Origin of the sequence: Telmatobacter sp. DSM 110680 (genome assembly GCF_039994875.1) — a bacterium.
Lineage (GTDB): Bacteria > Acidobacteriota > Terriglobia > Terriglobales > Acidobacteriaceae > Telmatobacter.
The window spans coordinates 1,742,802-1,766,786 of the sequence record NZ_CP121196.1 but is presented as its reverse complement, the minus strand read 5'-3'; the positions used below and the strand labels follow the sequence as shown (position 1 = coordinate 1,766,786).

The window sequence follows — 23,985 nt, the reverse complement described above, 5'->3', positions numbered from 1 at the left end:
CTATACATACCCTACGTTTCTTGTGTTTTTAGATGAAATCGTCAATAAGTACCGGGCTTTGCGGCATGTAGGGTTACCCTACATGAACCATACATACCCTACATGATTTCACCATCTCGGATCACGGAGAAATGAATTTCATAATTCCGCAATTCATCCGAATGTTGCGCCGCACCAGCAGAAATTCCGAGAAATTCAAATAAGAAATAGGATTTATCGAAGAATCTCGGGCCGAGATATTCGACGATTTGTCAATCGAGCTGGTGTGAATTGTCTGAAAATCGATTTCGGTAAATACAGCAGGAGACAATCATCATGAGAATATGGGAAGTCATTGGACCGAACGCTTTGAAGACTCAAGAAGTGCAAATCGACCACGAAGAAGAGAGTTTGAAGAACAAACGCGCTGACCTTGGAATAAGGAAGGCGCAAGCGGCAATGGCAAAGGCACAGAAGCGCAAAAGCGAAGCTGCTCAAAAGGTATAGACAGCAAACAATGCTGCACATCGGTCCAAGGACAGTCAGGGACGCTCAGATTCTTTGCGCAGCCGCTTCCCCAATTCGACCCAATATGAGTCTTCTTGATAACGAGCACTAGGATGCTCTGCGAAAGCAAAAGTCGTCGGGCCTCGCTTTTCTACGAGGTGGCGAACAAAAGGAACACCAGCGATTTTCGGCCAATGCTCTTTCTCGCCAAAGCCATACATAATCACAATTTTGGGTTTGAACTCTTGTCGGTGAATTTTGGTGTGAATTGTTCCGATTCTCTCTTTGAGATATTTCTCTTTGATCGGCTCATACGTTGCCCCAGTCTTAGCATTTTTGGCGGACAGACCTGAAAGCTCTATGACGCACGTTTCTGCGTCGTTCATTCCCCAATAATCACGCTGATAATCGCGGAGGCTCCCGCGCAGTGTCTCTTCGTCTGAAAGCTCTTCTGTTGAGAAATCATTACGGAACGCCTTCAAGAGCAAAATCAACCGTCTCCAAGTCGGCTGAAGCGCGGGACTCTCACGATGCCATTTAAATTCACGAATTTCTTTATGAAATTCCTCGCAGTCGCAAAGCCCGTCTTTCTCCAGCTTCAGGAATGCCTTTCCGCGAATTTCATTATTATCACCGCCCTGCTCAGGGCCGATGAACCAGTAGGGCGCGTCCCACCTTCCATAGCCGTAGAATCCACGTGCCATCGCTTCGATTTCAGCAATCACTTGTCGGCCTCCGATTTCATGTCGATTGCTCTTTCAGGAATGACTCGGCTCATCTGATAGCTTCCCTACGTTAAGGTCCCGGCGCAAGCAAAAGCGCCCTTAGCGTTTGGCTTTTGTCTTCTTTGTTCGTTTCGTTGCTGCTACTTGTTTCTTCTTTTCTGCTGCGTAAGCAGCATTGAAATCCCTTCCAGCTTTCAGTGCTTTCTTAGTTGGCCCCTGTGGTTTGGCGAAATGGATGTATGGCAGGTTTAGTTGTTTCGGATGCGCCTTTGGCTTGAAGTAATTATCCAGTGAGAAGTGGAAACTGCCATTGATGTCCTGTTGGGAGAACGTCAACCCTAGACCAGAATTATTGAAGGAGACAATCTTCCACTCCAAGTTCTCGCCAACGATCACGTCCTCATCTCTTTGGCCGGCAATATAAATTACTTGGAAAGTTGAGCCATTTCTCAGGCACGAAGCAATCTTCTTCATGTTCTGTTCGATAGTCCGAACAGAACCATCGACGATCTCATAGTTGAAATGCGACAGGCCCTCCTCATCGGCTAACTCAACACTTCTTACCGCGAGTCCAATGCTTTTACATAGCTTCTCAAATGCTTCGCTGTCCTTTACTCCAAAGCGACTGCTTCGCAAAATGCTGTCTTTGATGATTCCGACTTTGTCGTCTAGCCTCGTAAAAACGAGGTCTGCATCCGTGTCATCAGTTGTCCTAAAGTTTGCTTTCGGTTCGTTCTTAGTCTTCGCCATTTGGGTGTCTTCTCGCTCTCATATTGATTTGGGTGTCCCATCTGATTCGCAGTCATATCACTCGAAGCGCCGCACTGCATTCAAGCCTGAACGATCGAACGCACGTTAAAAGCCAAACCCCGGCGCCTTCTGTCTTACCATCATCTGTCTGTATCCCTGCGAGAAATGCGCATAATGTCGTTCTGTGATTCGTGTGTCCTTGTGTCCGAGATGTTCCGCCAAGACCGCGATGGGCAGACCTGCCATTACAGCATGGCTTGCGTAAGTGTGTCTGAGTATATGAAACGTACACTCTTCGATTTTCGCAGCTTCACATGCCGCGTTCATTGGCCTGAATTGCTCCGATGTCTTCCACGGCTTTGAGTTGCTACGAACGAACACATGTTCTTTGGCGTCTCGTCCTGCGATTACTTGCCTAAACAATTCGACCCCCTCATTATTCAAATCAACATAGCGAGAGTCACCATTTTTGCTTTCCGCAACGTAGATTTGTTGTCCACCTAAATCGACGTTTTCAACCCGGAGCGCGGTCAATTCACCATATCTCGCACCAGTCAGTAACGCCCCTTTGACTAGCAATGCAAAGTCCGGCTCACAGTGGCTTATGAGAGACTTCACCTCATCATCCGTGAGGAATCTAATTTTTGGTACGTCAACCTTACGAAACGGCTTCGCATCTTTCCAAGCAAGATCAGTTCCGATGCGACCTTCTGATTTTGCGAAATTCAAAGCAGCCTTGAGCACAGTGAGAATCCGGTTCGCCGTGGCTTGACGCTTGCGCATGGCGTCTACATCACCTTCGTCAAATCCCCGGTACGCTTGCTTCTTCCCCCGCTTCGTCCTGAGCCGTGGGGGTTTCTCTGCAAGACTGTCGCGCCATGCCTTCACTGTTCCGATTCTCAGCTTGGACACATCGATGTGTCCGAGGGCTGGGATAATGTGCGCATTGATTATTGCCTTCGTGCGGTTCTGTGGCTTGCGCTTCACTTTGAAACGGTCGTTCACATAATCCGCCATTGCTTCTGCTACCGTATACGGACCGCTGGCAATCTCGCCGTTTTCCTCTTGCACCATCCGAGAAACCCATGTCCGTGCGCGTTCTTGTGCTTGGTCGAATGACAGGACGCGAATACCATCAGCATCCTCGTGATCGTCAGCGACGCCTAAAGATGCCTTCCTCCTGCCTGTTCCGACGGCGAAGTGCCGAGCGATCCATGTTCCGCCGTTCGTGCCTTTTCTGTAGCCGATTGCAAGCCCCCTAGAGATGGCACACCAATACGGCTCCGCCCCTGGTCTTGTGGTGGGCTTCAGTTTCACTCGCGCGGAGCGTGAATTGATTCGAGAGTCTTGACGTGTTCGTGGCATCAGGAAACCGTAGGGCAATTATAGGGCAATACCACACAGGAATTTAATGCTATTTGTGAACGAAAGCAAGGAGGAGTTTTTTTAGACTACTGTTTTCAAAGTGTTTATAGTTATTGGCCAGCGTCCCCGTCGTCTAGCCCGGCCTAGGACACCGCCCTTTCACGGCGATAACACGGGTTCAAATCCCGTCGGGGACGCCAAATAAGATCAATAACCTCTCCACGTCCCTGGAATTCTCGTCACGTGCCTGCCGTGTCTTCTGTTTGCGCTGATTTTTAGTCCGCGCGAAAAGCGAGGTTGTCGAAGAGCAGGCCTTCGCCGTTTTGAAATTCGAAGGACACTCTAGAACTGCGGTCGGGCCAATTGGTTCTGAGTCGCCGAAGTTCGCCGGACTTTACGGTATATGTCACTTCGCGCATCTCGGGGCAGCGAATGGTTACGGTGGCATCTTGAGGTCCGCCGTTATACACATCCAAACCAACGAAGTAACGCGGCCAGTAGAACTGGAACTCCGCATGGTGCTCACTGGGATCGGCGAGAGCAAGGTTGAACGTGCCAAATTTGCCTTGCGGGACATGCATGGCCCACTGATTCTCTCCCCACTCGATGACGCCCGCAGGGTACTCTCCCTTGATCACAGTTCCTGTGGGAAGATGCGGATCATCGAAGGTCACCATCCGCGCCGACGGCGATCCATCCTCACCCTGGATGTCGATGCTGCGGGCGTCTACGTGGCGAATGCGTAGTACGCGCGTCTTCTCATCGAAGGTGAAACCGGCCTGGTTAAGATCAGTGTGTCGCGCCATCGGCTTTCCGTCGGCGTTGATGAACTGCGGGACAAAGTCGATGCGCAGAACGTCATCACTTTCAAGATCGAAGGTTGAGTAAGTCACCGAGCCTTTGCCGTAGTGGATTCCAGTCACGACAGAACTCGAGCCGAGCAGATGCGATTCCTCTGCCGGCGCCCATTCCGGCACGGCCCAGAAAGCATCCATCATGCGGCGCGGGCCGTCAGCGAACTCATCGGTGAACCACCATTGCGCGGCAAACGGACTGTGCGCCGCCGAAGAGAGGCCCTGAAAGTAAGTGACCCAGTTATACGAGCGATAAGCTTCGTCGCGGTAAGCGACGTCCCCGGTTTTCGCATAGTAAAGAGCCTCAACCGCGGCAAGACGCGATGTATGGCTGTCGCAGCATTGACCTGGATCGTTGCAGCAATATTCTTTGCCATTGCCCTGTTCCGTTGTAATGGTCGCGCCGTGTACCACATACTTGGGCCATTTCGGAGTCGTCTTCACCCATTCGATCAACTTTCTTGCATGCTCGCGCCAGTCAGGGTCCCTTTCGGGATGCAGCAGGACATAGCGAGCGAATTCCAACGGAATCACCTGGTTCATGTTCCCCATGCTGGGGACGGTGTCTTCGAAGTATCCGACCCAGACATTGTGTGCGAGGGGATACGTCTTGAACCATTCCCACACGGCCGAACGCACGCGCTGATAGTCGGACACGTTGCCTTGCTTGATGCGAATGAGTTCATCGAAGAGCATCATGGGCTCAACCACGTTGGCCGAGTAGGGTCCCATGGGCCCACCGGGCGCCTTGCCGTCACGCGCGTAGCAGCGCACTGGCCACGGAGAATGTTCCGCGTCTCCGGGCGTCCAATTCTTCACGAGGGCCTCTGCGCACCGGATGGCAGCGCGCAGATACTTCGTATTCCCGGTCAATTCATAGAGCCTGAGGTACGCGTAGCCGTCTTCACCCACGACGTGCGGCTCGATGTAGTCTTCGCCCAGATTGCTCCATCCGCTGTATCGTTCCGCTCCGGGATTCGCCGAGGCATAAGGCACCTGCGACCACGCGTACCCTTCGGGCGTAAGTCCGTGTTCCAACTCGTAGTCAACGAATGACTGAAGAAAAGTCAGCGTTTGCGTGTTTGCCGTGTAGGGGTACAAGCGCTCAATGAATCCTTCCATCATTGCGCGCAGGTAGCCGGTGGAATTAGCCCAGTGCGGATCAGGTTGCAGCTCAAAAGTGGTGCGATCGAAATCGAAACAGCAGTAGTAATAAGGGAGGCGCTGACGATTGTACTGATCCCACACAATCGTCCATTGGCTCAGGACGTAAGACGAATAGGAGTAGCCAATATTGTCTGGCATTGGCCAGGGCAACAGTTTGCCCTTTGCATCGAGTTGCACGGGGCGTCCAGCGATGGTGGGAATGTCAAGAATGGATATGGGAGCGAATGGCTTGTCCTGTCCTTCGACCATAACCATCATTGAAAACAAAATTGCGCAGACCGCCAGATTGCGAATCTTGCCTTGCATTGTTTTTCACCTTCTCCTAAGCCACCGTGAGCAAGCGATCACAGGTTAATTTCTGAAGCGCCACACTGGCTACTTTTTGATGTTTCTTGAAGCGCTAACCATAGATCACATCGAGGATTGATGAGTGTTTAGCGTGTTAAAGTTCACTGAATGAAGGTTCGCTTCCTGATTGCGTTTCTTTGGATCGCGGTGACGCTTCGAGCGGGTCCTCAGATGTCTCCCACAGCTAATAACCTCGAGTCGAAAGCAATCGTCAGCACATCTTCTAACGCGAAACCCACCAATGCAAAATCAGCGACAAGCTCTTCGGCGTCTCGCGCCAAATCACCCATCCATTTTCGCGATATCGCCAGGCAAGTTGGGCTTACCACCATGCCTCGAACGACGACAGAGAGGCGTTATATCGTCGACACCATGAGCGGCGGTGGTGTCGCGCTCTTTGATTGCAATAACGACGGCAAACTCGACATTGCGGTTGTCAATGACTCGTCGATCGACCAATACCTTAAAGGTGGCGATCTGATGGTCACGCTCTATCAGCAGGACAGCAACTCCGCAACGACCCATTTCACAGATGTCACGAAATCTTCGGGCCTGCTTACGAAACGGTGGGCAACAGGTCTTGCAGTTGCCGACTTCGACAATGATGGATTGCCAGACCTCTACGTGACCGGATACGGACACAATGTGCTCTATCGCAATATGGGCGGCTGCAAATTTCAAGACGTTACGGAGAAGGCCGGTTTAGCGGTGGGAGGATTCAGCGCGGGCGCCGCCTGGGCCGACTATGATCGTGACGGTTACGTTGACCTTTTTGTCGCTCGATATGTTTCGACCGATATTCGTCATTTGCCGCCGCCAACTTCTTTCGCCTACAAGGGCGTGCTGGTCCAATTGCCAGATGTGATGGAGGGAGAAACCGACTTTCTCTTCAGAAACCGCGGCGACGGGACCTTCGAAGATGTATCCGCGAAGGCGGGAGTGAATGATCCTCAGAAACTTCACGGGATGGGTGTCGCGTGGGGCGATTACGACGGTGATGGGTGGCCTGATCTTTTTGTAACTAACGACGACGGATATAACTTCCTCTATCACAACCTTGGAAACGGAACCTTTGAGGATGTTGGAATTCTGTCGGGGACCGCAGCGGGAGACAACGGCCAGATCTATGGCAACATGGCCGTCGATTATGGCGATTTCGATCACGACGGCAAGCTTGATCTCTTTGTTACCCGATACGGCCGTCAGCCTGCCAGCCTTTACCGGAACCAGGGTGGAGCTCCGTTTTTTGATATCGCTCCGAAGACGGGGATCGCAGCTAAAACATTCGCACCTGTGAAGTGGGGAACAAGCTTTGGCGACTTTGACAACGATGGATGGCCCGATATCTTGATGGCTTCAGGGAATTTTTCATCGTTGTTGGACAATGTGCCGGAGGAACCACGATTCGCGGAGCCAATTCAACTATTTCGCAATCAGGGCGACCGAACCTTCGGTGAAATTGCAGATGCCTCCGGCCTGAATGACGGGCCCATGGAATCGCGACGCGGCACTGCTGTTGGAGATATCAATAATGATGGCAACCTCGACGTTGTTGTCTTCAATGTTGGGCGGCCGCCGTCCCTGTTTCTCAACGACGGTCGTAACGAAAACCACCGAGTGCTTATCCGGCTTGTAGGCGTGAAGAGCAACCGGTCCGCGATCGGGGCGCGCGTCATTGTAACGAGTCCGTCGATGACGCAAGTGGATGAAGTCCGCGCGGGAAGTAGTTACCTGTCTACAAGCGATTCGCGCTTACACTTCGGCCTGGGCAACGATGCCGTGATGAAGAAGGTTGAGGTGCGGTGGCCAAGCGGGCAGGTTCAGGAATTTCACGATGTGAAAGCAGACGCCATTTACGAAGTCAAAGAAGGTGAAGCCATACGAAAGATCTCCTCGCTTCCTTCGCCTCCCAACCGTACACCATAATCGTCGACGCCCGGAGTTCGATAGTATCTGGATGTTAATCTGCGAGTTCTCTGGAAACTCCTGAACTGGCGTGCCCGGCGCAGCTAATCTGGTCTTACTGGATGGCCTCGCTGCTTGGAGATGGGATGTACGAATCTCGATGGACAGTCAACGCGGGTAGAGTTCTCCTTCTCGTCGGGATGGTAACGAACCTCGCGGCAAACCTCCTCTTTGCGCGTGGTCAGCAACCAGCGTCGAGCTCCCGCACAGAAGCTATCTTGGTGCTGGATACAGAAACGTTCGCGCCACATCGCTTCATTGCCGTGCATGGTCGGCGCTCTCTCATCCAGGGATATGTATCGGAGGGGATGGAGGTTTGGGCCTATCCATTCCAGATTCTGAGCGGCTATAGCGTCGCGTTTCGCCCGCAGGGATCGACTGCCGCAATCAATGGTAAGGATCTTCTTAGCCGAGTCACATACAAGCCAGAGTCGGTGACGTGCACCTATCTTGGTCCGGACTTCATCGTTCGCGAGACGTTATTTGTTCCCCTGGATCACCCGGGAGCAATCCTGAGCTACTCCGTTGAGGGCGCGAAGTCGATCGACATTGAAGTACGTGCCATTCCAGTAATGAACCTGATGTGGCCTGCCGGCGTCGGTGGACAGTCCTACGCCTGGAATTCATCGCTGTCTGCGTTTGTTTTGTCTGAGCCAGAGAACCGATATTCAGCGACAGTCGGCTCACCGGACATCGTAGCGCACGACAATCCAAGCAACAGCGCAATTCATGATGCGAGCCAGGCAGGAATTGGGTTAACTTTGCGCCCAGGTCATTCCGGGATTGCAAGGCTATTCATTACTCTCAACTCGCCGCATGCCGATTCGGGATCGCTTTTCAATCAACTCATTCGCGATCGGGAATCACTTGAAGCAGAGGCAGCAACTCATTTTCGCGAGGTCACTGAAAGGGATCTGCGCATCGAGACGCCGGATAGCGAAGCGAATAAGGCAATTGCCTGGGCAGAAATTGCGATCGATCAGGCATGGGTATGCAATCTGGACCTTGGATGTGGATACGTCGCTGGATACGGAGCTACGCGGGGTACGCGCCGGCCGCAGTACGAGTGGTTCTTTGCCGGAGATGGAATGGTGGCTGCACAGGGAGCCATGAGCGCCGGCGATCTTGCGCAGGCTCGCGCCGAGTTGGAGTTCATTCTTCGTTATCAAGACCGCAAAACAGGGATGATCTGGCACGAGCTTTCGCAAAGTGCACACTTCATTGATTGGGGCGGAAAGTATCCCTACATGTTTGTCCATGTTGATGTCACGTTCCAGTTTCTCGGCACATTGGCTAGCTATGTGGATGCTTCTGGAGATTCAGGGTTCGCAAATCAGCATTGGGATGAAATTGAAGCGGCATATCGATATTGCCGTTCGGTGATTGATCCCGCGACGGCGCTTCCACGCATCCCTGCTGACAAAGAGGGAGGCAATGAACAGGATCGGATGTCGGATGATCTCGGGCTCTCCACCAGTTGGGTCACAGCCAGCACGGCATTTGCTCATCTGGCGACGATCACCGGTCACAATTCTCTTGCGGCCGAAGCCTCGAAAGCTAGTGGCCGCGCTCGAAATTCCATCGGCAGCCGCTATTGGAGTTCCGAAACGTCCTTCTGGATCAGTGGCCACGATTTGTCAGGAAAGGATATGGCGGAACAGCGCAGTGGCCCGGGAGAAGCTCTGAGCTTACATCTCTTCGGCCCTGAACAGACCAGCGTTGTCCTGGATCAACTGGCGTCAAATTCGTTTCAGACCGATTGGGGCACGCGTGGCATTGGCGCTGGCTCTGCGGGCTTCGATCCCGATTCCTACGCGAAAGGGAGTGTGTGGCCAGTAGGCACAGCTGCACTGGCCGAAACATTCTGGTCAGAGCATCGCCCGGTTTCCGGACTGAGTCTGTGGATGACTCTCCTTCCGCTCGGCTCGCTTGATTCTCCTGGTCATATGCCGGAGGTACTGGCCGGAAACTTTTATCGCCCGCAAATCGAGTCTGTGCCGGAGCAGACCTGGTCTTCCGCGGGATTTCTCGATGCCACGGTTCACGGATTGCTCGGCTTGCAAGTGGACTCCATCAATAACCATCTTTCGTTTGCTCCGCGCCTGCCGGCAAATTGGGCCAATGTCTCTTTGAGAAACATAGGTGTGTCCCACAACTCGATTGCGATTGAGTTGCATCGCAAGGCTAACGGACTCAAATTGACGATTGAGAACCCTGGTGCGCCGTTCAAATTCGACTTCACTCCCGACATCCCTCTCGGCGCGACGATCGGGCAGGCGGTTTTCAACCATCGACCAATTGCCGTTAGGGTGGAGAACTTTCCGCAGCAGACTGAGGCCAGGATTGCTCTCGATGCACCTCACGGACAGAGCGAGATCGAAGTTGAATGGCGAGGAGGTGTTTCGATCGTTCCCGAGCGGCCACGCCCACTTCTCGGAGATCCAGATACCGGCATTCGTCTCGTGAGCTTTCAGTTGCAACGAAATATTCTTACTCTGATTGCGGACGTGCCTTCAGATCGAAATTCTCACGTGGGTCTTCAAACGGGATGGACCATCGCAAGCGTACAGGGTGTCGTGGCACAAACCCTGGAAGACAGCGCGATAGATTTGACCTTCGCCGCATCGCCTGCCGGATCAGGTCCTTATCGAAGGGCGCGTGCAACCGTCGAGTTCAAGCCGTGATTCGGGAGTTTCTTATGCACGTCGTTGAGGATGAGAAAGAATTTGTGCGGCTTCCCAGTGTTGCCGGGCGAGTCCTCTTATGTGTGGTTGCGGTGAGCGGTTCGTGTCTTTCGTGCAACGCATACGCACAGTCACCAGATCCTGTCGCCACGTTGAGGACTTCAGACGCGCAAATTGAAGTGAGCGCAACCCGCAGCGCTCCAATTCTGACGAGTCTTAAGCGAACCGGTAGACCCGCTTTGCGCAATGAGCAGAAAGAGACGCTCCCTGCGAACGTATTTATCAATGGCGCTCCAGTTCCTGTAAGGTGGCAGCTAAAACCCAAACTTGGGATCGTCAGCGCGCGGCATCTGGAATTTGTTTACGAATGTGCAGAGGTGGGGCTGCGTCTGCGTTGGCAGTGGGATGCTCGCGCTGGGTTTGGCCCCTTTGAACATCGCATCATCGTTGAGAATCGTGGCACAAAGGAGATCTGGCTGCCCTTGATCGACAGCCTCGACGTCAGTTGGCAATACTCGCCGGACGCCAATTTGTGGAATTTCTATGTAGAGAAGGGCGCAGACACCCCATCGAATCAGGGCACCCATGAAGAATCAGTCGAAGACGGCTATCGTTGGATCGGCCGATCGTCGACCTATGCGCATCCGGTCTCCGGAGAAGGGCGCGAGATCATTCCCGCGTTCTTTATATATTCCCGCAACGAAGCTCGAGCAGGATGGTATGCCGGCATCGAATTCAGTGGACGCACCCGAATTACTCTGAACCGAGTCGGAAACAAGATTGAGAGTCGCCTGGGATTAAATGATGAGTTAGGACCGTTTCAGACGAGAGTTCAACCCGGCGAAAGTTTTGAGACACCGACAGTCTTTCTCGGCGCGTTCATAGGTGGTCCGGATGACGCCGGGAATCAACTGCGTCCCTGGGTGCGAACTGTTCTTGGAAATCCGCTTACATGGAAAGACCCGCAGTATCCACTGATGGTAAATAACAGTTGGGGAAGCGGAATGCAGGTCGACGAGCCTCTCGCGCTACGCATGATTGCGGACTCGCGTGAACTGGGCCTGGAGATGTTTCATCTTGATGCCGGATGGTTTCGCGGAGTGGGTGATTGGTATCCTGACCCGAAAAAATTTCCCCACGGACTAGCCGCCATCGCGGATGAAGCCCACCGGCAGGGCTTGCGGTTTGGAATCTGGGTTGATTGGAGCCAGGCTGGTGTGGATAACACGCCGGGCGCCTTGAACGTTCGCGACACCAAGGTGCGTGACTGGCTGATCGATGATGTGAGCGCAGACTGGAAGCCAGAGGAATTCAAGGGACAGACCATTGACCTGGGCGTTCCCGCAGCGCATAGCTATGCGGCTGCGGAAGTAAAGCGAATTGTGGAGAGCTATCACCTCGACATGTTGGAGCACGATGGCTACCTGGTCGCAGAAGGCTGCACCAGAAAAGATCATCCGCACACTCCACCCAATATGAGCACCCTCAAGATCGATCACGATTCGGGCTTCGAATTCGCATTGGGCTCAAATTCCACCGACGTGAGCTATCACTCGGTTCGAGCGTATTACGACATCTACGAACGCTTGCGCCGCGAGCATCCGGGACTTTTGTTCGAGATTTGCAATGACGGCGGTCGCATGGTGGACTTTGGATCGGCGGCACATGGGGACTACTTCTCCATCACTGACACCTATGATCCCCTTTCCAATCGACGCGCTTTCTACGACACGAGCCACGTCCTGCCACCGGCCATGCTGGAAAGTTACGTAGAAAAATGGACCACGCCCCGCCTGGAGAATTTTCTCTACATGCTGCGCAGCGGAATGATGGGTTGGATGAGCATCATGCTCGATACGACTGCCTGGTCGCCCCAGCAGCACGCAGCAGCCCGGCACGCCTTCATGATTTACAAAGAGAAGTTGCGGCCGCTGATACGCGATGCTCGTCTCTACCATATTTCGGAAAGACCCGATGGAGTGCACTGGGATGGAATGGAGTATTGGGACCCGGCCCGTCGCAGAGGTGTGGCGTTTGTCTTTCGAGGATCGATTCCAAACGAAACGGAGCATCGGTTTGTGCTGGCCGGTCTGGAACCGGGCAAGCGTTACCGAGTTCATTTTGAGGATGGAACCATGCCGGATCGTGACGTTACGGGTCAGGAATTGATGAGCGTCGGAATATTGGTTAGTCTGCCGCAACCCTTGAGTTCAGAGTTGGCATTTTTGGAAGAAACGCACTCTCAGCAAATTCAGAAGTGAACCGTACTGTTTCCTCAGCAGTGTTCGTCGAGTTTCCGTCAGAGTACGCCACCACCGTTCAAGCAAGCAAGATGCAACAAATTGACAGCAGAATCTGCAACCAAAATGGGGATCGCGCGCAGATATTGCTCGACTTAGCCCCGTCGTCATATTAATATCGGCCTGTTCCCCCTTCGGATAACACGTCTCCCCATCGGTATACACACATTGGAAAGCTCCTTGACTTCGCGACTGATCGTTCGCCCGCGCACTCCTTTTCTGGTTTGTCTGGCTCTGGCATTTGTCTCCGTCACCTGCGCGAAGGGAGCTGTCTCGACCGCGCCGACCTCCTCTTCTGCTCCGCAAAAGACAGAGGTTGGAATGCCGGTGCTCGAATCGCATTCACATGATGAGTTCAATGCCTATGGGCAGGTGTGGACGATCGTTCAGGATCGCCGGGGGCTCATGTACTTCGGCGTGTCCGGCGGAGACGTGCTGGAGTACGACGGGGTCTCCTGGCGAAAGATTGACACCGCCATGGAGATCGTACGGTCTCTAGCTATCGATGACTCCGGCAAGATCTGGTTGGGCGGCAATGGAGGATTTGGCTACCTAGATCCGGACGCCTCGGGAACCCTGCACTACGTCTCGTTGTTCGACAAAGTCCCGGAGAAAGACCGCAATTTTACCGATGTATGGCAGACGGTAGTTACGCCACAAGGAATATTTTTTCGTACTTTCGAGATGCTCTTCCGCTGGGATGGCCACGGCATGCATGCATGGCGGCCTTCTGACGGAACGAGGTTTCAAGCTCTCTCTTTTGTGCGTGGGCACCTCTACACCGCGCAGAATGGAATCGGCCTTCAGGAAATTGTTGGCGACGATCTGAAGAACCTTCCGGGCGGCGAAGCTTATCGGGATGCGAACAAGCTGTTTTTGAATGCGTATGACGACGGCCACATGCTTGTGTCTGCACGCGATGGCATGCTCTCGCTTTACGACGGGCAAAAATCGACTCCGTTCGTCACCCAGGCGGACGACTATCTGAAGAAGTACAAGGTCTACACTTCGACATTCTTGAAAGATGGAAGCATCTGCATTACTACTCTGACCGGTGGTGTCGTCGTTCTGCGTCATGACGGCAGCCTTCGGCAGATCATCGACGTCGCGGATGGCCTGCTTGACCCCGACGCTCTAAGCGCATTCGAGGATCGGGACGGCGCGCTTTGGATTGGCACTACCGAAGGCATCTCCCGGGTCGAGATCGCTTCTCCCATCTCCTTCTTCGCCCGCACCGGCCAATTGGATGCAGTCCGGTTTCAGGGTTCTGTGTATGTCGCCAATGGCGGAGGCTCGGTTCCGGTTCAAAAGCTGGTATTTGATCCGCACACCAATCGCCCCTCTCTAGCCTCAATTGGAGGTGCAACGCAGGGCTTCAATCTTCTTGTATTCAAGGACCCTTCGGGAACTGCACATGATCAGCTTCTAGCTTCGACGAGCGAAGGAGTTATGAAAGTAGTGGGTAACCAACTCGTCCCCGCGTTGCCCTCTCTTCATTCGTTGAATGAGCAGACATACACATTGCGGCAATCGGAAAAGACGCCGGAACGTGTCTTCATTGGCCACGGCGACGACGTTGGTTCAATGCGCTGGGATGGTCATCAGTGGATCGACGAAGGGAGACTGCCGAACACCGTTTTCGAAGCTCGAACCTTGGCTGAAGAGGCGAGCGGAATTCTGTGGGTTGGGGGAGCAAAAGGCAAGCTGCTTCGCGTTACCGTTGCACCCTCGGGATTGCGGGATTCAAAGGCCGAGGTTATGTCCGGCGCAGAAGGAGTTCCCAACGGGGTAACAAGTGTCAGCGTTGTTCTCGGCAACGTTTACGCACTCATCGATCGCGTTAAGAATATCTATCGCTGGGATTCTCCAAGTCATAAATTTATTGTGGACAACCAGCTGCTGCTGCCCATCGACGCTCGCGACGCCAGCCCGCTCCTCTTTAAGCTCGAGGACGGAAGTATCTGGACAGAAACTACTTCTGCAGAGGGTCGACGGATCGCCCGCATTTTCCAAAATGCCGATGGAAGTGTGCATCTGGATGAGAATACCTACCGTCCCCTCACGCGATTCAAACTATTTCCAGCATTCGTTGATCCGGACGGCAGTGTATGGGGTGCAGGAGAGGAATTAGTTCGCTTCAATCCTCGTCTCCAGACAGCAATGGTCGATCAACCTGCGCCCCTTGTTCGGCAGGTGAACGCGGGATCGAACGTCGTGTACGGCGGCACAACCGTACCGGGTGCGGCAGAGCTTCGACTGCCTCCCGGCAGCGATGCGGTGCGCTTCCAGTATGCTTCGACGAGCTTTAGAGACGCGGGCGTAATCACTTATCAATATCTGCTGGAGGGCGCCGACCGTGATTGGTCGGTTTGGGAAAAGGAAAAAGAAGCGAACTACAGCGGGCTGGGTCCCGGGAATTATCGCTTCCGTGTTCGCTCAAAAGACGCTGACGGCCGGATCAGCCCTGAGGGTACGTTTGCTTTTAGCATTCAGCCACCTTGGTATCGCACTACCGTTGCCAATGTCATTTATTTCCTCCTGTTCATAATCCTCGCCATTGCGGGCTGGCGCCTGATCAGCGTATACGAGCGCAGAAAATCTCTTCGCAAGACTGAGGCCCTTGAGGCCCAGGCGAAAGCTCTCGAGGCGACGGTCAATGAACGCACTCAGGAGATTCGCGCCCAGGCCGCCGAGATTGCTGCGCAAAAAGATAGCATCGAACTACTCAGCGAAATCGGCAAGGAAATCACGGCCTCGCTCGATCTCAATGTCATTCTATTCAAGCTATATGAGCGGGTAAACCAGATCGTCGATGCAAGTATCTTTGGTGTCGGTCTCTATCGACCGGAACAAAAACTCATTGAATACACGCTGGCCATTGAGAATGGAAAGCGCTACGCCCCTTACACGCGTTCCGCTGAAGATAAGAGCCAATTTGCCGTATGGTGCATCGACCACCGCCAACCAATCCTGATCAACGATGTAGAGGCGGAGTACTCAAAGTACATTCCCACATACGAGCACGGGAGCAGGGAACTCGAAGATGGCAGCATCGCTCAACCACCGGCATCGATGATCTACCTGCCGCTGATTGCACAGGAGCGCATCCTCGGCGTCCTGAGCGTGCAGAGTTTCAAGAAGCATGCCTACACCGAGCAGCATCTCAGCCTGCTTGAAAATCTGGCAGCCTACACAACCATTGCCCTGGACAATGCGAACGCCTACCTCCTGATCAATCAGCGTGAGCGCGAGGTCCGCGAACGCGCGGCAGAGCTAGTCACGATCAACCACATTACCCAGGCCCTCGCGACTCAACTGGACGAGGACCGGCTGATCCAGCTTGTCGGCGAACAAGTACGTGGACTCTTCAACGCGCCCATTGCCTATGTGTCGCTGCTCGACCGCAAGACAATGACGTTGCTCTTCCCTTACAGCTTTGGCGAAGATGCTGCTCAGCCGCGACCTTACGGCACCGGAATCACGTCGCAGATTATTCGCACCGGCCAGCCTCTCCTGATCAACGAGGATATGGATCGTAATCGCGCCAAGCTTGGTATCGAACAGATTGGACGGCACAGCGCTTCCTATCTTGGCGTGCCGATTCCGTCGGGCGGCCAGACCATCGGCGTCATCAGCGTTCAATCGACCGACGAGGAAGGCAGTTTTACAGAAGCCGATCAACGGCTTCTGTCGACAATCGCTTCCGCGGTGGGAGTGTCGATCCACAACGCCAAGCTTTTTGAAGAAGCGAGCCAGGCAAGGGCGGTGGCGGAAGAGGCCGATGCGGCTAAGAGTTCCTTCCTTTCTACGGTCAGCCATGAGCTGCGCACGCCGCTGACTTCAGTGCTCGGATTCGCGAAGATCATTCGCCGTCGACTCGAGGAGCGGTTGTTCCCACTCATTCCTTCTGACGGGCTCAAGGTCGAACAAACCAAACGCCAGGTGATCGAGAATCTTGATGTTGTGGTAAGCGAAGGCGAGCGCCTTACCAAGCTGATTGATGATGTGCTCGATTTGGCGAAGATCGAAGCCGGCAAGTTCACCTGGAACATGGCAAACGTCTCAATTTCGGATGTCCTGGAGCGCGCGACCGCGGCCACCTCTTCACTATTCGAAGCTAAGAAACTGCGACTCGTTCGCGAAATCGAACCTGAGCTGCCCAGTTGCACGGGGGATCAGGATCGGCTCATCCAAGTTGTAATCAATCTCATTTCGAATGCCGTGAAATTCACCGATGCAGGTTCGGTGACTTGTTCTGCGCACCGACACGGAGACGAATTGATTGTGAGTGTCAAGGATTCCGGCATTGGCATCGCTGCAGGCGACCAGCCTAAAGTCTTCGAAAAATTCAAGCAAGTGGGCGACACGCTGACGGACAAGCCAAAAGGCACTGGACTAGGTCTGCCAATTTGCAAAGAGATCGTGGAATATCACGGAGGTCGCATCTGGGTTGAAAGTGAGCCCGGCCATGGCAGCACGTTCTCATTCTCATTGCCGATCCTTACCACTGCTGCGGCAATTGATGCGATCCCACGGCGGCGCTCTGTGGATATCGAATCTCTCGTCCGCCAACTACGCGATCGGGTCGCTACCCATCAGCCGCACGATAAATCAGTTTTGGTTGTCGACGATGATCCGAACATCCGCTCATTGCTGCAGCAGGAACTTACTGAAGCCGGGTACACCGTGCGACTTGCCGAAGACGGCCGTAAGGCCTTGGCGCTCATTCGCGAAGAAACGCCTGGCCTTGTCATTCTCGACGTCATGATGCCGGAGATGAATGGATTTGATGTGGCGGCTGTATTGAAGAACGATCCCATCACCATGGACATTCCCATCATCATTCTCTCCATTGTCGAAGATAAGGAGAGGGGCTTCAGGCTTGGCGTTGATCGTTATCTCACCAAGCCCATCGATACTGCCTCGCTTTTCCATGAAGTGGACGCTTTGCTTGACCAGGGGAAGTCAAAAAAGAAGGTGATGGTAGTGGATGAAGACACCTCGACCATTCGCACGATCACCGATGTTCTTGAGGCTCGTGGATACCAGGTAGTAGAAAGCAATGGATCTGAACTAGTCTCGCGCGCGGTTCTGGCGAAACCCGACATCATTATTTTGAACTCCCTCTTGTCCAGTGACGAAGCAGTACGCGCATTGCGCTTCGAGAAAGGCATGGAGAACGTACTCTTCCTTATCTATCAATGAACACTATGAAAATTCTTATCGTTGACGACGAACCTCACTTGCGCACGCTGATCCAGCAGTCCCTGGAAGAGCTCGAGTTCGAAGGCGTTGATTTGTTCACGGCAAGCAACGGCGATGAGGCGCTTGAGACGATTCGCGTGGAGCAGCCGAATCTTGTTTTTCTTGACGTGATGATGCCCAAGAAGAACGGATTCGATGTTTGCAATGCCGTCAAAAATGAATTGGGGATGAGCCACATTCACATCATCCTGTTAACCGCGAAAGGCCAGGAGTTTGATCGGCAGCGGGGTAACGAGGTGGGAGCCGATCGCTACATGACCAAGCCGTTCGATCCGGATGCTCTGGTCGCCGAAGCCCGCACCATTTTAGGTTTGCCGTCACCGGGATTGTGAAGCCTATGCCGAGCGTGACTCTGAAGGCATTGCTCAACCCCAGATCGGGCAGTTTTCCGGCGTTCCGAACGCTATGGGAGACGATGGGGGACGGCACATGCATATTTGATACTGCCGGAAAAGTCTACTTTGGTGAGCAGACGGCTGCAGCTGATGAGCACAAAACTCCGATCGAAGTCGGAGATACGAACATTGGATTTGTCACAGGCCCATCGGCCGCTGCCAATGCGTTGGCTCAAATGCTCGCGCACTTGGCGGCTCGCGAATCCGAAGGTCGCTCCCTTGCCTCGGAGGTTCTTCATCTCTATCGTGAAGTCCACCTGATCGAGCAACTGTCAGAGCAGCTTGCCGCGCTGTTGAATCTGTCGTCTGTCAGTCAGTCTGCTCTTGCGCAGGCGCAACGACTCATCCACGCCACGAGCGGCTGCATTCTAGTCACGGAGAAGGCGGACGGCCCGCTTTATCTTGCTGCGTCATTCGGTCCAACAGGCGCTGACGGAATCGAAAATCCGGGACCACTGGGAATCAATTCGCTATTCGCTGCTTCGGTGCTTGAAAGAGGTATCGCGGAAATTGTGAATGATTGCGCCTCTGACACGCGCGCGCTCGGCTCTGAGCGAGAGTTGAAGGCTCTGATTTGCGCTCCCTTGCGCTCCGGGCAGAGATCAGTCGGCATCATCGCGCTTGCGACCTCATCTTCTTCGTCTTACTCCACGGCGGATTTGAAACTTCTGAATACCATTGCACTCCAGACTGGAGCTGCGATCGCCAACGCACTTCTATGCGCTGAGATGGTCGACGCCGCCCGGGCACGCGCAGCTTTTGCGGCCGAATTGCAGGCGGCAAGCACTGTGCAGCAACTGCTGCTGCAGAGTGCGTCGAGCCCCACGCCCGGCTTTCAAGTTGACTCTGTCTACTTGCCCGCGAGCGAAGTCGGCGGCGACTTCTTCTTTGTATCCCCGGCTCAAGATGGGTCTCTTACAGCCATTGTCGGAGACGTTTCAGGAAAGGGCTTGACCGCTGCCATGCGCGTCGCCATGATTCTCGGCGTACTGCGGAGGGAAACTTCGCACGATCCAGGCGATATTCTTTTCAGCCTCAACAACGCACTGATTGCGCAGGGCCAGCTCGGCTTTACGACTGCTTGCTGTGTCAGCATCTCGTTGTCAGCGGAATACACGATTGCCAACGCCGGTCACATCGCTCCGTACTTGCTCGGACACGAGCTCGAAACCGAGCCTTCGCTGCCCCTGGGAATCGAGTCGCATCAGACCTACAAGCTCGTGCATGGACGACTGGCACCAGGAGAGCGCCTCGTCTTGTTCTCTGACGGTGTACCGGAAGCGCGTTCCAAATCTGGGGAGCTTTATGGTTTCGAGCGCCTCGCCGGCCTTACGCTCATGCCCGCACAGGAGATCGCGGGTACCGCGCAGCAATTCGGTCAGGAAGACGACATTACTGTGTTGACGCTGGGACTCGCGGCTGATTGAGCAGGCACGCAAAGAATCCGCGGTCTGCCATTCCCGGACGAAAAATCTGGAAAAATACCGAATCTTCAAGTTCACGCATCCAAATTATTCATGAATTCTCAGGCGCTCGACAGCAAGCCCGGCTTGAGCATCCTTGAACTTCTGCGGCCCCACCGGCGCGAGTTATTGCTCGGCTTGCTCGCTATAGCCGGCGAAAGCATCGCGGGCCTTCTCGAACCATGGCCGCTCAAGATCGTTCTGGACGACCTGCTTCAAGGAAAGAACCAGCACGGCTGGTTACATAAGGCCATTGTTGCGACCGCAGGTTCAGCGCCCCGCAACATCCTCCTCTTCGCATGCATCGCAGTTCTTGTTATCGCGGTTACTGACGCGCTGTGCACCTACGCCGAAAAATACCTCACCACCAATGTAGGACAATGGATTGCGCATGATCTGCGACGGACGATTTACACCCATGTGCAGCGGCTCTCGCTTGCCTACCACGACACAAAGCCTACGGGCGATCTTATTAGCCGAGTAACCGTGGACATTGATGCGATCCAGACTTTCATTGTCTCAGGGCTTCTCGGAATCCTGGTCGATTCCCTCACGCTGATCGGCATGATCATTGTTATGTTCTGTGTGAACTGGCAATTCACGTTGATAGCGCTGGCGGTCGTTCCTCCGCTTTTTTTTATCGTCAACACCTATACACGCAAGGTAAAAAAGGCCTCCCGCGAGGTCCGCAAAAAAGAAGGGCGGATGGTCTCTCTTGTTTCGGAGGTCGTGTCTTCCATCCGCGTTGTCAAAGCGTTTTCGCGCGAGGATTACGAAATTCGCAGGTTCGAGGGTGAGAGCCTCGAGGCAGTCGAGGCTGCTCTTGCTGCCCGTTCTCTCAAGGCACGGCTCGTTCCCATCGTGAATATCGTTACTGCGATCGGCACCTGCGCGGTGCTTTGGTTCGGCGCGCAACTCGCGATGTCGGGGCGGCTAGCGCCAGGATCGATGGTGGTATTCATTTTCTATCTCGGCAAAATGTACAAGCCCATGCAGGACATCTCCAAGACCATCGATGCCTACTCAAAAGCCGCAACGGGTTTTGAGCGCATACAGGAAATCCTCCGCAGTGACGACGAGGTCCACGATCAGCCCAACGCTCGTAAGGCTCCCGCCTTCAAAGGTCAGGTCGATTTCGAACACGTTGAATTTTCCTACAAGGAAAGCGAGTCGGTTCTGACCGATGTCAACATGCATGTTGATTCCGGTGCAATGGTGGCGCTAGTCGGACCCACGGGCGCCGGCAAAACCACCATCATCAATCTCATCGCGCGTTTCTATGACCCCACCGCCGGCGTCGTCAAGATTGATGGAACCGATATTCGCGAATTTACACAAAAATCCCTGCGCAGCCAGATCAGCTTCGTTCTCCAAGATACCGTTCTCTTCAGCGGAACAATATGGGACAACATCGCGTACGGCTGTCCTGACGCAACGCAATCGCAGATCGTCAAAGCTGCCGAAACCGCGAATGCGATGGAGTTCATTGAAAAACTCCCGCAGAAATTCGATACACCCGTCGGCGAACGAGGCGTCACACTCTCTGGCGGCCAACGTCAGCGCGTCGCTATCGCCCGAGCCATTATTCGCAAGACGCCAATCCTCATCCTCGACGAACCGACGTCAGGTCTTGATGCCGCCTCGGAACAGCTTGTCGTCGAGGCTCTCGATCGATTGATGGAAGGCAAAACTTCCATTGTCATAGCCCATCGGCTCTCCACCGTTCGCCGTGCCAGTCGCATCTTTGTCATCGAGAATGGCGCCATTGCGGAGTCGGGGACCCACGACGAACTTCTGCAACGCGAAGATGGGATCTACAGGAAGCTTCACGACATTCAGGCCAGCCTCGATGAAGCGCCGGCAACGGTTTCTGCGTGATTGTCGCTCACAGGGCGTTGAGTTCCTGAATGCGCGCCCCTACGACTTCGACATATCTGTCAATCTCGTCAGCCGGAAAATGACCCGCGCGAAAAGCGTCCACCAGTTGTTGATGGCTCAGTTGTTTCAGCAGCGAACCAATCCAACGCGCATCGGTGACCGGAATGCCTCTGCCGATCCATTCGAGGTCGCGCCGCATCTGGTAGTGTTTTGCATTCACGGCCAGCAATGGCGCCGGTGCTGCGGGAGTTCCGAAGTCGACCACACGATCATTTTGATGAGTAATGAATTTCGATTTCTTGAACGTATTCACATCTCCCTTGGAACGATCCTTTGTCCAGCTCAGGCCGTTCGTTCCGAAGGTCGCGCCAATATCGCTCGCAAGAAAGATGTCGCGATCCGCTGATTTATCGGAATACACCGCATTATTCACATCCTTCAGATCCCAGTTGTTCATTACGGCCATCATCACACGCAGCCCGTTGAATTCTCTGGTGCCGAGGAATGGATTCTCTCTCCATCGCCATATCCCGATCTTCTTCTGTTGATCAGGCTTCTTCTCGAATCGCGCTTCTTCAATTTGCTCGCCATTAGCCAGCTTCCTTCCACGTTCCAGGCGCAGGCCTTCCACACGGGCTGAGGTAATCACATAATCGTCGTTCACAAAGTAGCCAACTGCCCACAATAGCCGCGATGCAACAACCTCCGGACGCGCCTCATCCCCCAGTTTCACCCGCCATTTGGTGCCGTTTGCATCGCGGGCATCGAATTTAGGATTGGTGCCTTGCATGTTTTCTGACTCAAACTTGAAGGGTGCAACTGGCTGCCCCTCTTTGCCGCCTCGCCCGTTGTACAGATCCAAAGCATCGATCGCTCCGGGATCGTGCCACAGCAAAGGATTGTGCAGCTTTGCTGCGTCAACGGGGTTGTCATTGTCCCGTTTAGGATTGCCCGCAGTTTTTGTTGTTGATTGCTCGGCAGGCTGGCTGTGTGCCGTCGGTGGGAGCAGTGATAGGGTGAGGATCGTGATTCCAATCCAGACACCGTGGTTGCACTTCATTCTTTCTCCTCTTGCTGCAACTACGCTGCACACTTAGAAGCAACTGAACGGCCTTTGGGGTGCTCAGCAGCATCGGAACATCCTCCCGGGGGCAAATTGCATCTCCAGTAATAAGAATCTGTTGCAGCATCCCAGGAGAGACCGCGTGAAGCTGCTCCTTCAGCCGGATAACGGAATTAAACCCATCCTCGACGCTCTGCGAAAAGCCAAAAAGATTATCCGAATTCTCATCTTTCGCTTTGATCGTGTCGAAATTGAAAAAGCGCTCGTCGCCGCCGTCAACCGCGGCGTCACCGTTCAGGCGCTGATCGCGCATACCAACCAAGGCGAAGAGAAGAACCTTCGCCGCCTCGAGATGCGGCTTCTGGCCGAAGGCGTTACTGTTACTCGCACTGCTGACGATCTTGTCCGCTATCACGGCAAAATGTTCATCATCGATGACAAGATGCTCTACTTGCTCGGATTCAACTTCACTCACATGGACATCGATCTCAGCCGTTCGCTGGGCATCGTCACCTCAAAGAAAAGCGTCGTTAAAGAGGCTATTCGTCTCTTCGAGAGCGACTCCAAGCGGCGGCCCTATAAGAATGTAAAAGGCGATCTTGTCGTTAGTCCGGTGAACGCGCGCAAGCAGCTTACCAACTTCATTGCCGGCACCAAAAAGAAGTTGCTGATCTACGAGATGAAGATCAGCGACCGCGACTTCCTCAAACTGTTGCAGAAGAAAATTTCAAGTGGCGCAGAAGTACGTGTTCTCTCTCGCGCCTCTGCCAAGGGTGGCAATATCTCGGTGCGCCGCCTTCCTTCGCGATTGCACCTCCGCGCCATTCTCCGCGATGGCAACTCCGCCTTCCTTGGCAGCCAGAGCCTGCGCAAGCTGGAGCTCGAGGCGCGACGCGAGATCGGGCTAATCTTCCGCGACAAGAAAACCGTCAAGGAGATGGAAGCGATCTTTGAGAAGGACTGGAAACGTTCCGAACCTGTCATTGAGGACACAAAACTCGCTTCAGCAATCGTTGTACCCGCAAAAAAGGTAGCGAAGGAAGTTGCACGGCAAATCAGCATTAAGCCCGTTCTTGAGCAGGTTCTTGACAAGGTTATCGACACCAAGGATTCAACACCGTTCGAGCCCGAAGAAGTCGCGCAGACTGTGCGGGAGGCCTTTCACGACGAGGTGCAGGGAGCCGTTCAGGATGCGCTTAAAAATATCGTCGCGTCCTCTGCGACCGACGATACCGGGAAAACAGCTGAAAAAGACAAGTAGGCACGCAGGAGACTAC

General features: G+C 53.9%; 14 protein-coding genes and 1 tRNA gene. 10 read left to right on the top strand and 5 right to left on the bottom strand.

Annotated elements, in window-relative coordinates:
* The first annotated feature begins 315 nt into the window (after nt 1-315).
* Nucleotides 316-486 (top strand): hypothetical protein, encoded by a 171-nt coding sequence (locus P8935_RS07235; RefSeq protein WP_348264319.1) that lies wholly within the window; start codon nt 316-318, stop codon nt 484-486.
* Nucleotides 487-521: 35 nt separating this feature from the next.
* On the opposite strand, the gene P8935_RS07230 is transcribed toward P8935_RS07235, so the two are convergent.
* The 3 genes from P8935_RS07230 to P8935_RS07220 all read right to left on the bottom strand — a co-directional run bounded on the left by P8935_RS07230 (nt 522) and on the right by P8935_RS07220 (nt 3,278).
* A complete protein-coding gene (locus P8935_RS07230; protein WP_348264318.1) occupies nt 522-1,211 on the bottom strand; it encodes a hypothetical protein in 690 nt (229 codons plus the stop codon).
* Between the two features lie 99 nt (nt 1,212-1,310).
* Nucleotides 1,311-1,961: a hypothetical protein gene (locus tag P8935_RS07225; protein ID WP_348264317.1), complete on the bottom strand. Its 651-nt coding sequence runs from the start codon at nt 1,959-1,961 to the stop codon at nt 1,311-1,313.
* A gap of 105 nt (nt 1,962-2,066) precedes the next feature.
* Nucleotides 2,067-3,278, bottom strand: a complete 1,212-nt coding sequence (locus tag P8935_RS07220; RefSeq protein WP_348264316.1) for a tyrosine-type recombinase/integrase — start codon at nt 3,276-3,278, stop codon at nt 2,067-2,069.
* A 170-nt stretch (nt 3,279-3,448) separates the two neighbouring features.
* Between P8935_RS07220 and P8935_RS07215 the strand changes: the two genes are divergently transcribed.
* Nucleotides 3,449-3,526, top strand: a tRNA-Glu gene (locus P8935_RS07215).
* A gap of 75 nt (nt 3,527-3,601) precedes the next feature.
* Here the strand turns inward: P8935_RS07215 and P8935_RS07210 are convergent.
* On the bottom strand, nt 3,602-5,653 hold the full coding sequence (locus P8935_RS07210; protein WP_348264315.1) for a hypothetical protein: 2,052 nt from the start codon (nt 5,651-5,653) through the stop codon (nt 3,602-3,604).
* Nucleotides 5,654-5,803: 150 nt separating this feature from the next.
* Here P8935_RS07210 and P8935_RS07205 point away from each other — a divergent pair, with 150 nt between their 5' ends.
* The 7 genes from P8935_RS07205 (at nt 5,804) to P8935_RS07175 (ending at nt 21,645) form a co-directional block, all read left to right on the top strand.
* Entirely contained in the window at nt 5,804-7,621 is a 1,818-nt protein-coding gene (locus P8935_RS07205; RefSeq protein WP_348264314.1) for a CRTAC1 family protein, read from the top strand.
* Between the two features lie 125 nt (nt 7,622-7,746).
* Nucleotides 7,747-10,344 carry a hypothetical protein gene (locus tag P8935_RS07200; protein WP_348264313.1) on the top strand — a complete coding sequence of 866 codons (2,598 nt, stop codon included), beginning with the start codon at nt 7,747-7,749 and terminating at the stop codon, nt 10,342-10,344.
* A 14-nt stretch (nt 10,345-10,358) separates the two neighbouring features.
* The gene (locus P8935_RS07195; protein ID WP_348264312.1) at nt 10,359-12,605 is read left to right on the top strand and encodes an alpha-galactosidase; all 2,247 of its coding nucleotides are present in this window, start codon (nt 10,359-10,361) and stop codon (nt 12,603-12,605) included.
* A 219-nt stretch (nt 12,606-12,824) separates the two neighbouring features.
* A complete protein-coding gene (locus P8935_RS07190) occupies nt 12,825-17,849 on the top strand; it encodes a GAF domain-containing protein (RefSeq protein WP_348264311.1) in 5,025 nt (1,674 codons plus the stop codon).
* A 5-nt stretch (nt 17,850-17,854) separates the two neighbouring features.
* A complete protein-coding gene (locus P8935_RS07185) occupies nt 17,855-18,241 on the top strand; it encodes a response regulator (RefSeq protein WP_348264310.1) in 387 nt (128 codons plus the stop codon).
* Between the two features lie 5 nt (nt 18,242-18,246).
* Nucleotides 18,247-19,731, top strand: coding sequence for a GAF domain-containing SpoIIE family protein phosphatase (locus P8935_RS07180; RefSeq protein ID WP_348264309.1), 1,485 nt, complete (start codon nt 18,247-18,249; stop codon nt 19,729-19,731).
* A gap of 90 nt (nt 19,732-19,821) precedes the next feature.
* A complete protein-coding gene (locus tag P8935_RS07175) occupies nt 19,822-21,645 on the top strand; it encodes an ABC transporter ATP-binding protein (RefSeq protein WP_348264308.1) in 1,824 nt (607 codons plus the stop codon).
* A gap of 7 nt (nt 21,646-21,652) precedes the next feature.
* On the opposite strand, the gene P8935_RS07170 is transcribed toward P8935_RS07175, so the two are convergent.
* Nucleotides 21,653-22,705, bottom strand: coding sequence for a hypothetical protein (locus tag P8935_RS07170; protein WP_348264307.1), 1,053 nt, complete (start codon nt 22,703-22,705; stop codon nt 21,653-21,655).
* Nucleotides 22,706-22,850: 145 nt separating this feature from the next.
* On the opposite strand from P8935_RS07170, the gene P8935_RS07165 reads away from it, so the two are divergent.
* Complete coding sequence (locus P8935_RS07165; protein ID WP_348264306.1) at nt 22,851-23,969, top strand: phospholipase D-like domain-containing protein; 1,119 nt, start codon at nt 22,851-22,853, stop codon at nt 23,967-23,969.
* Nucleotides 23,970-23,985 lie beyond the last annotated feature (16 nt).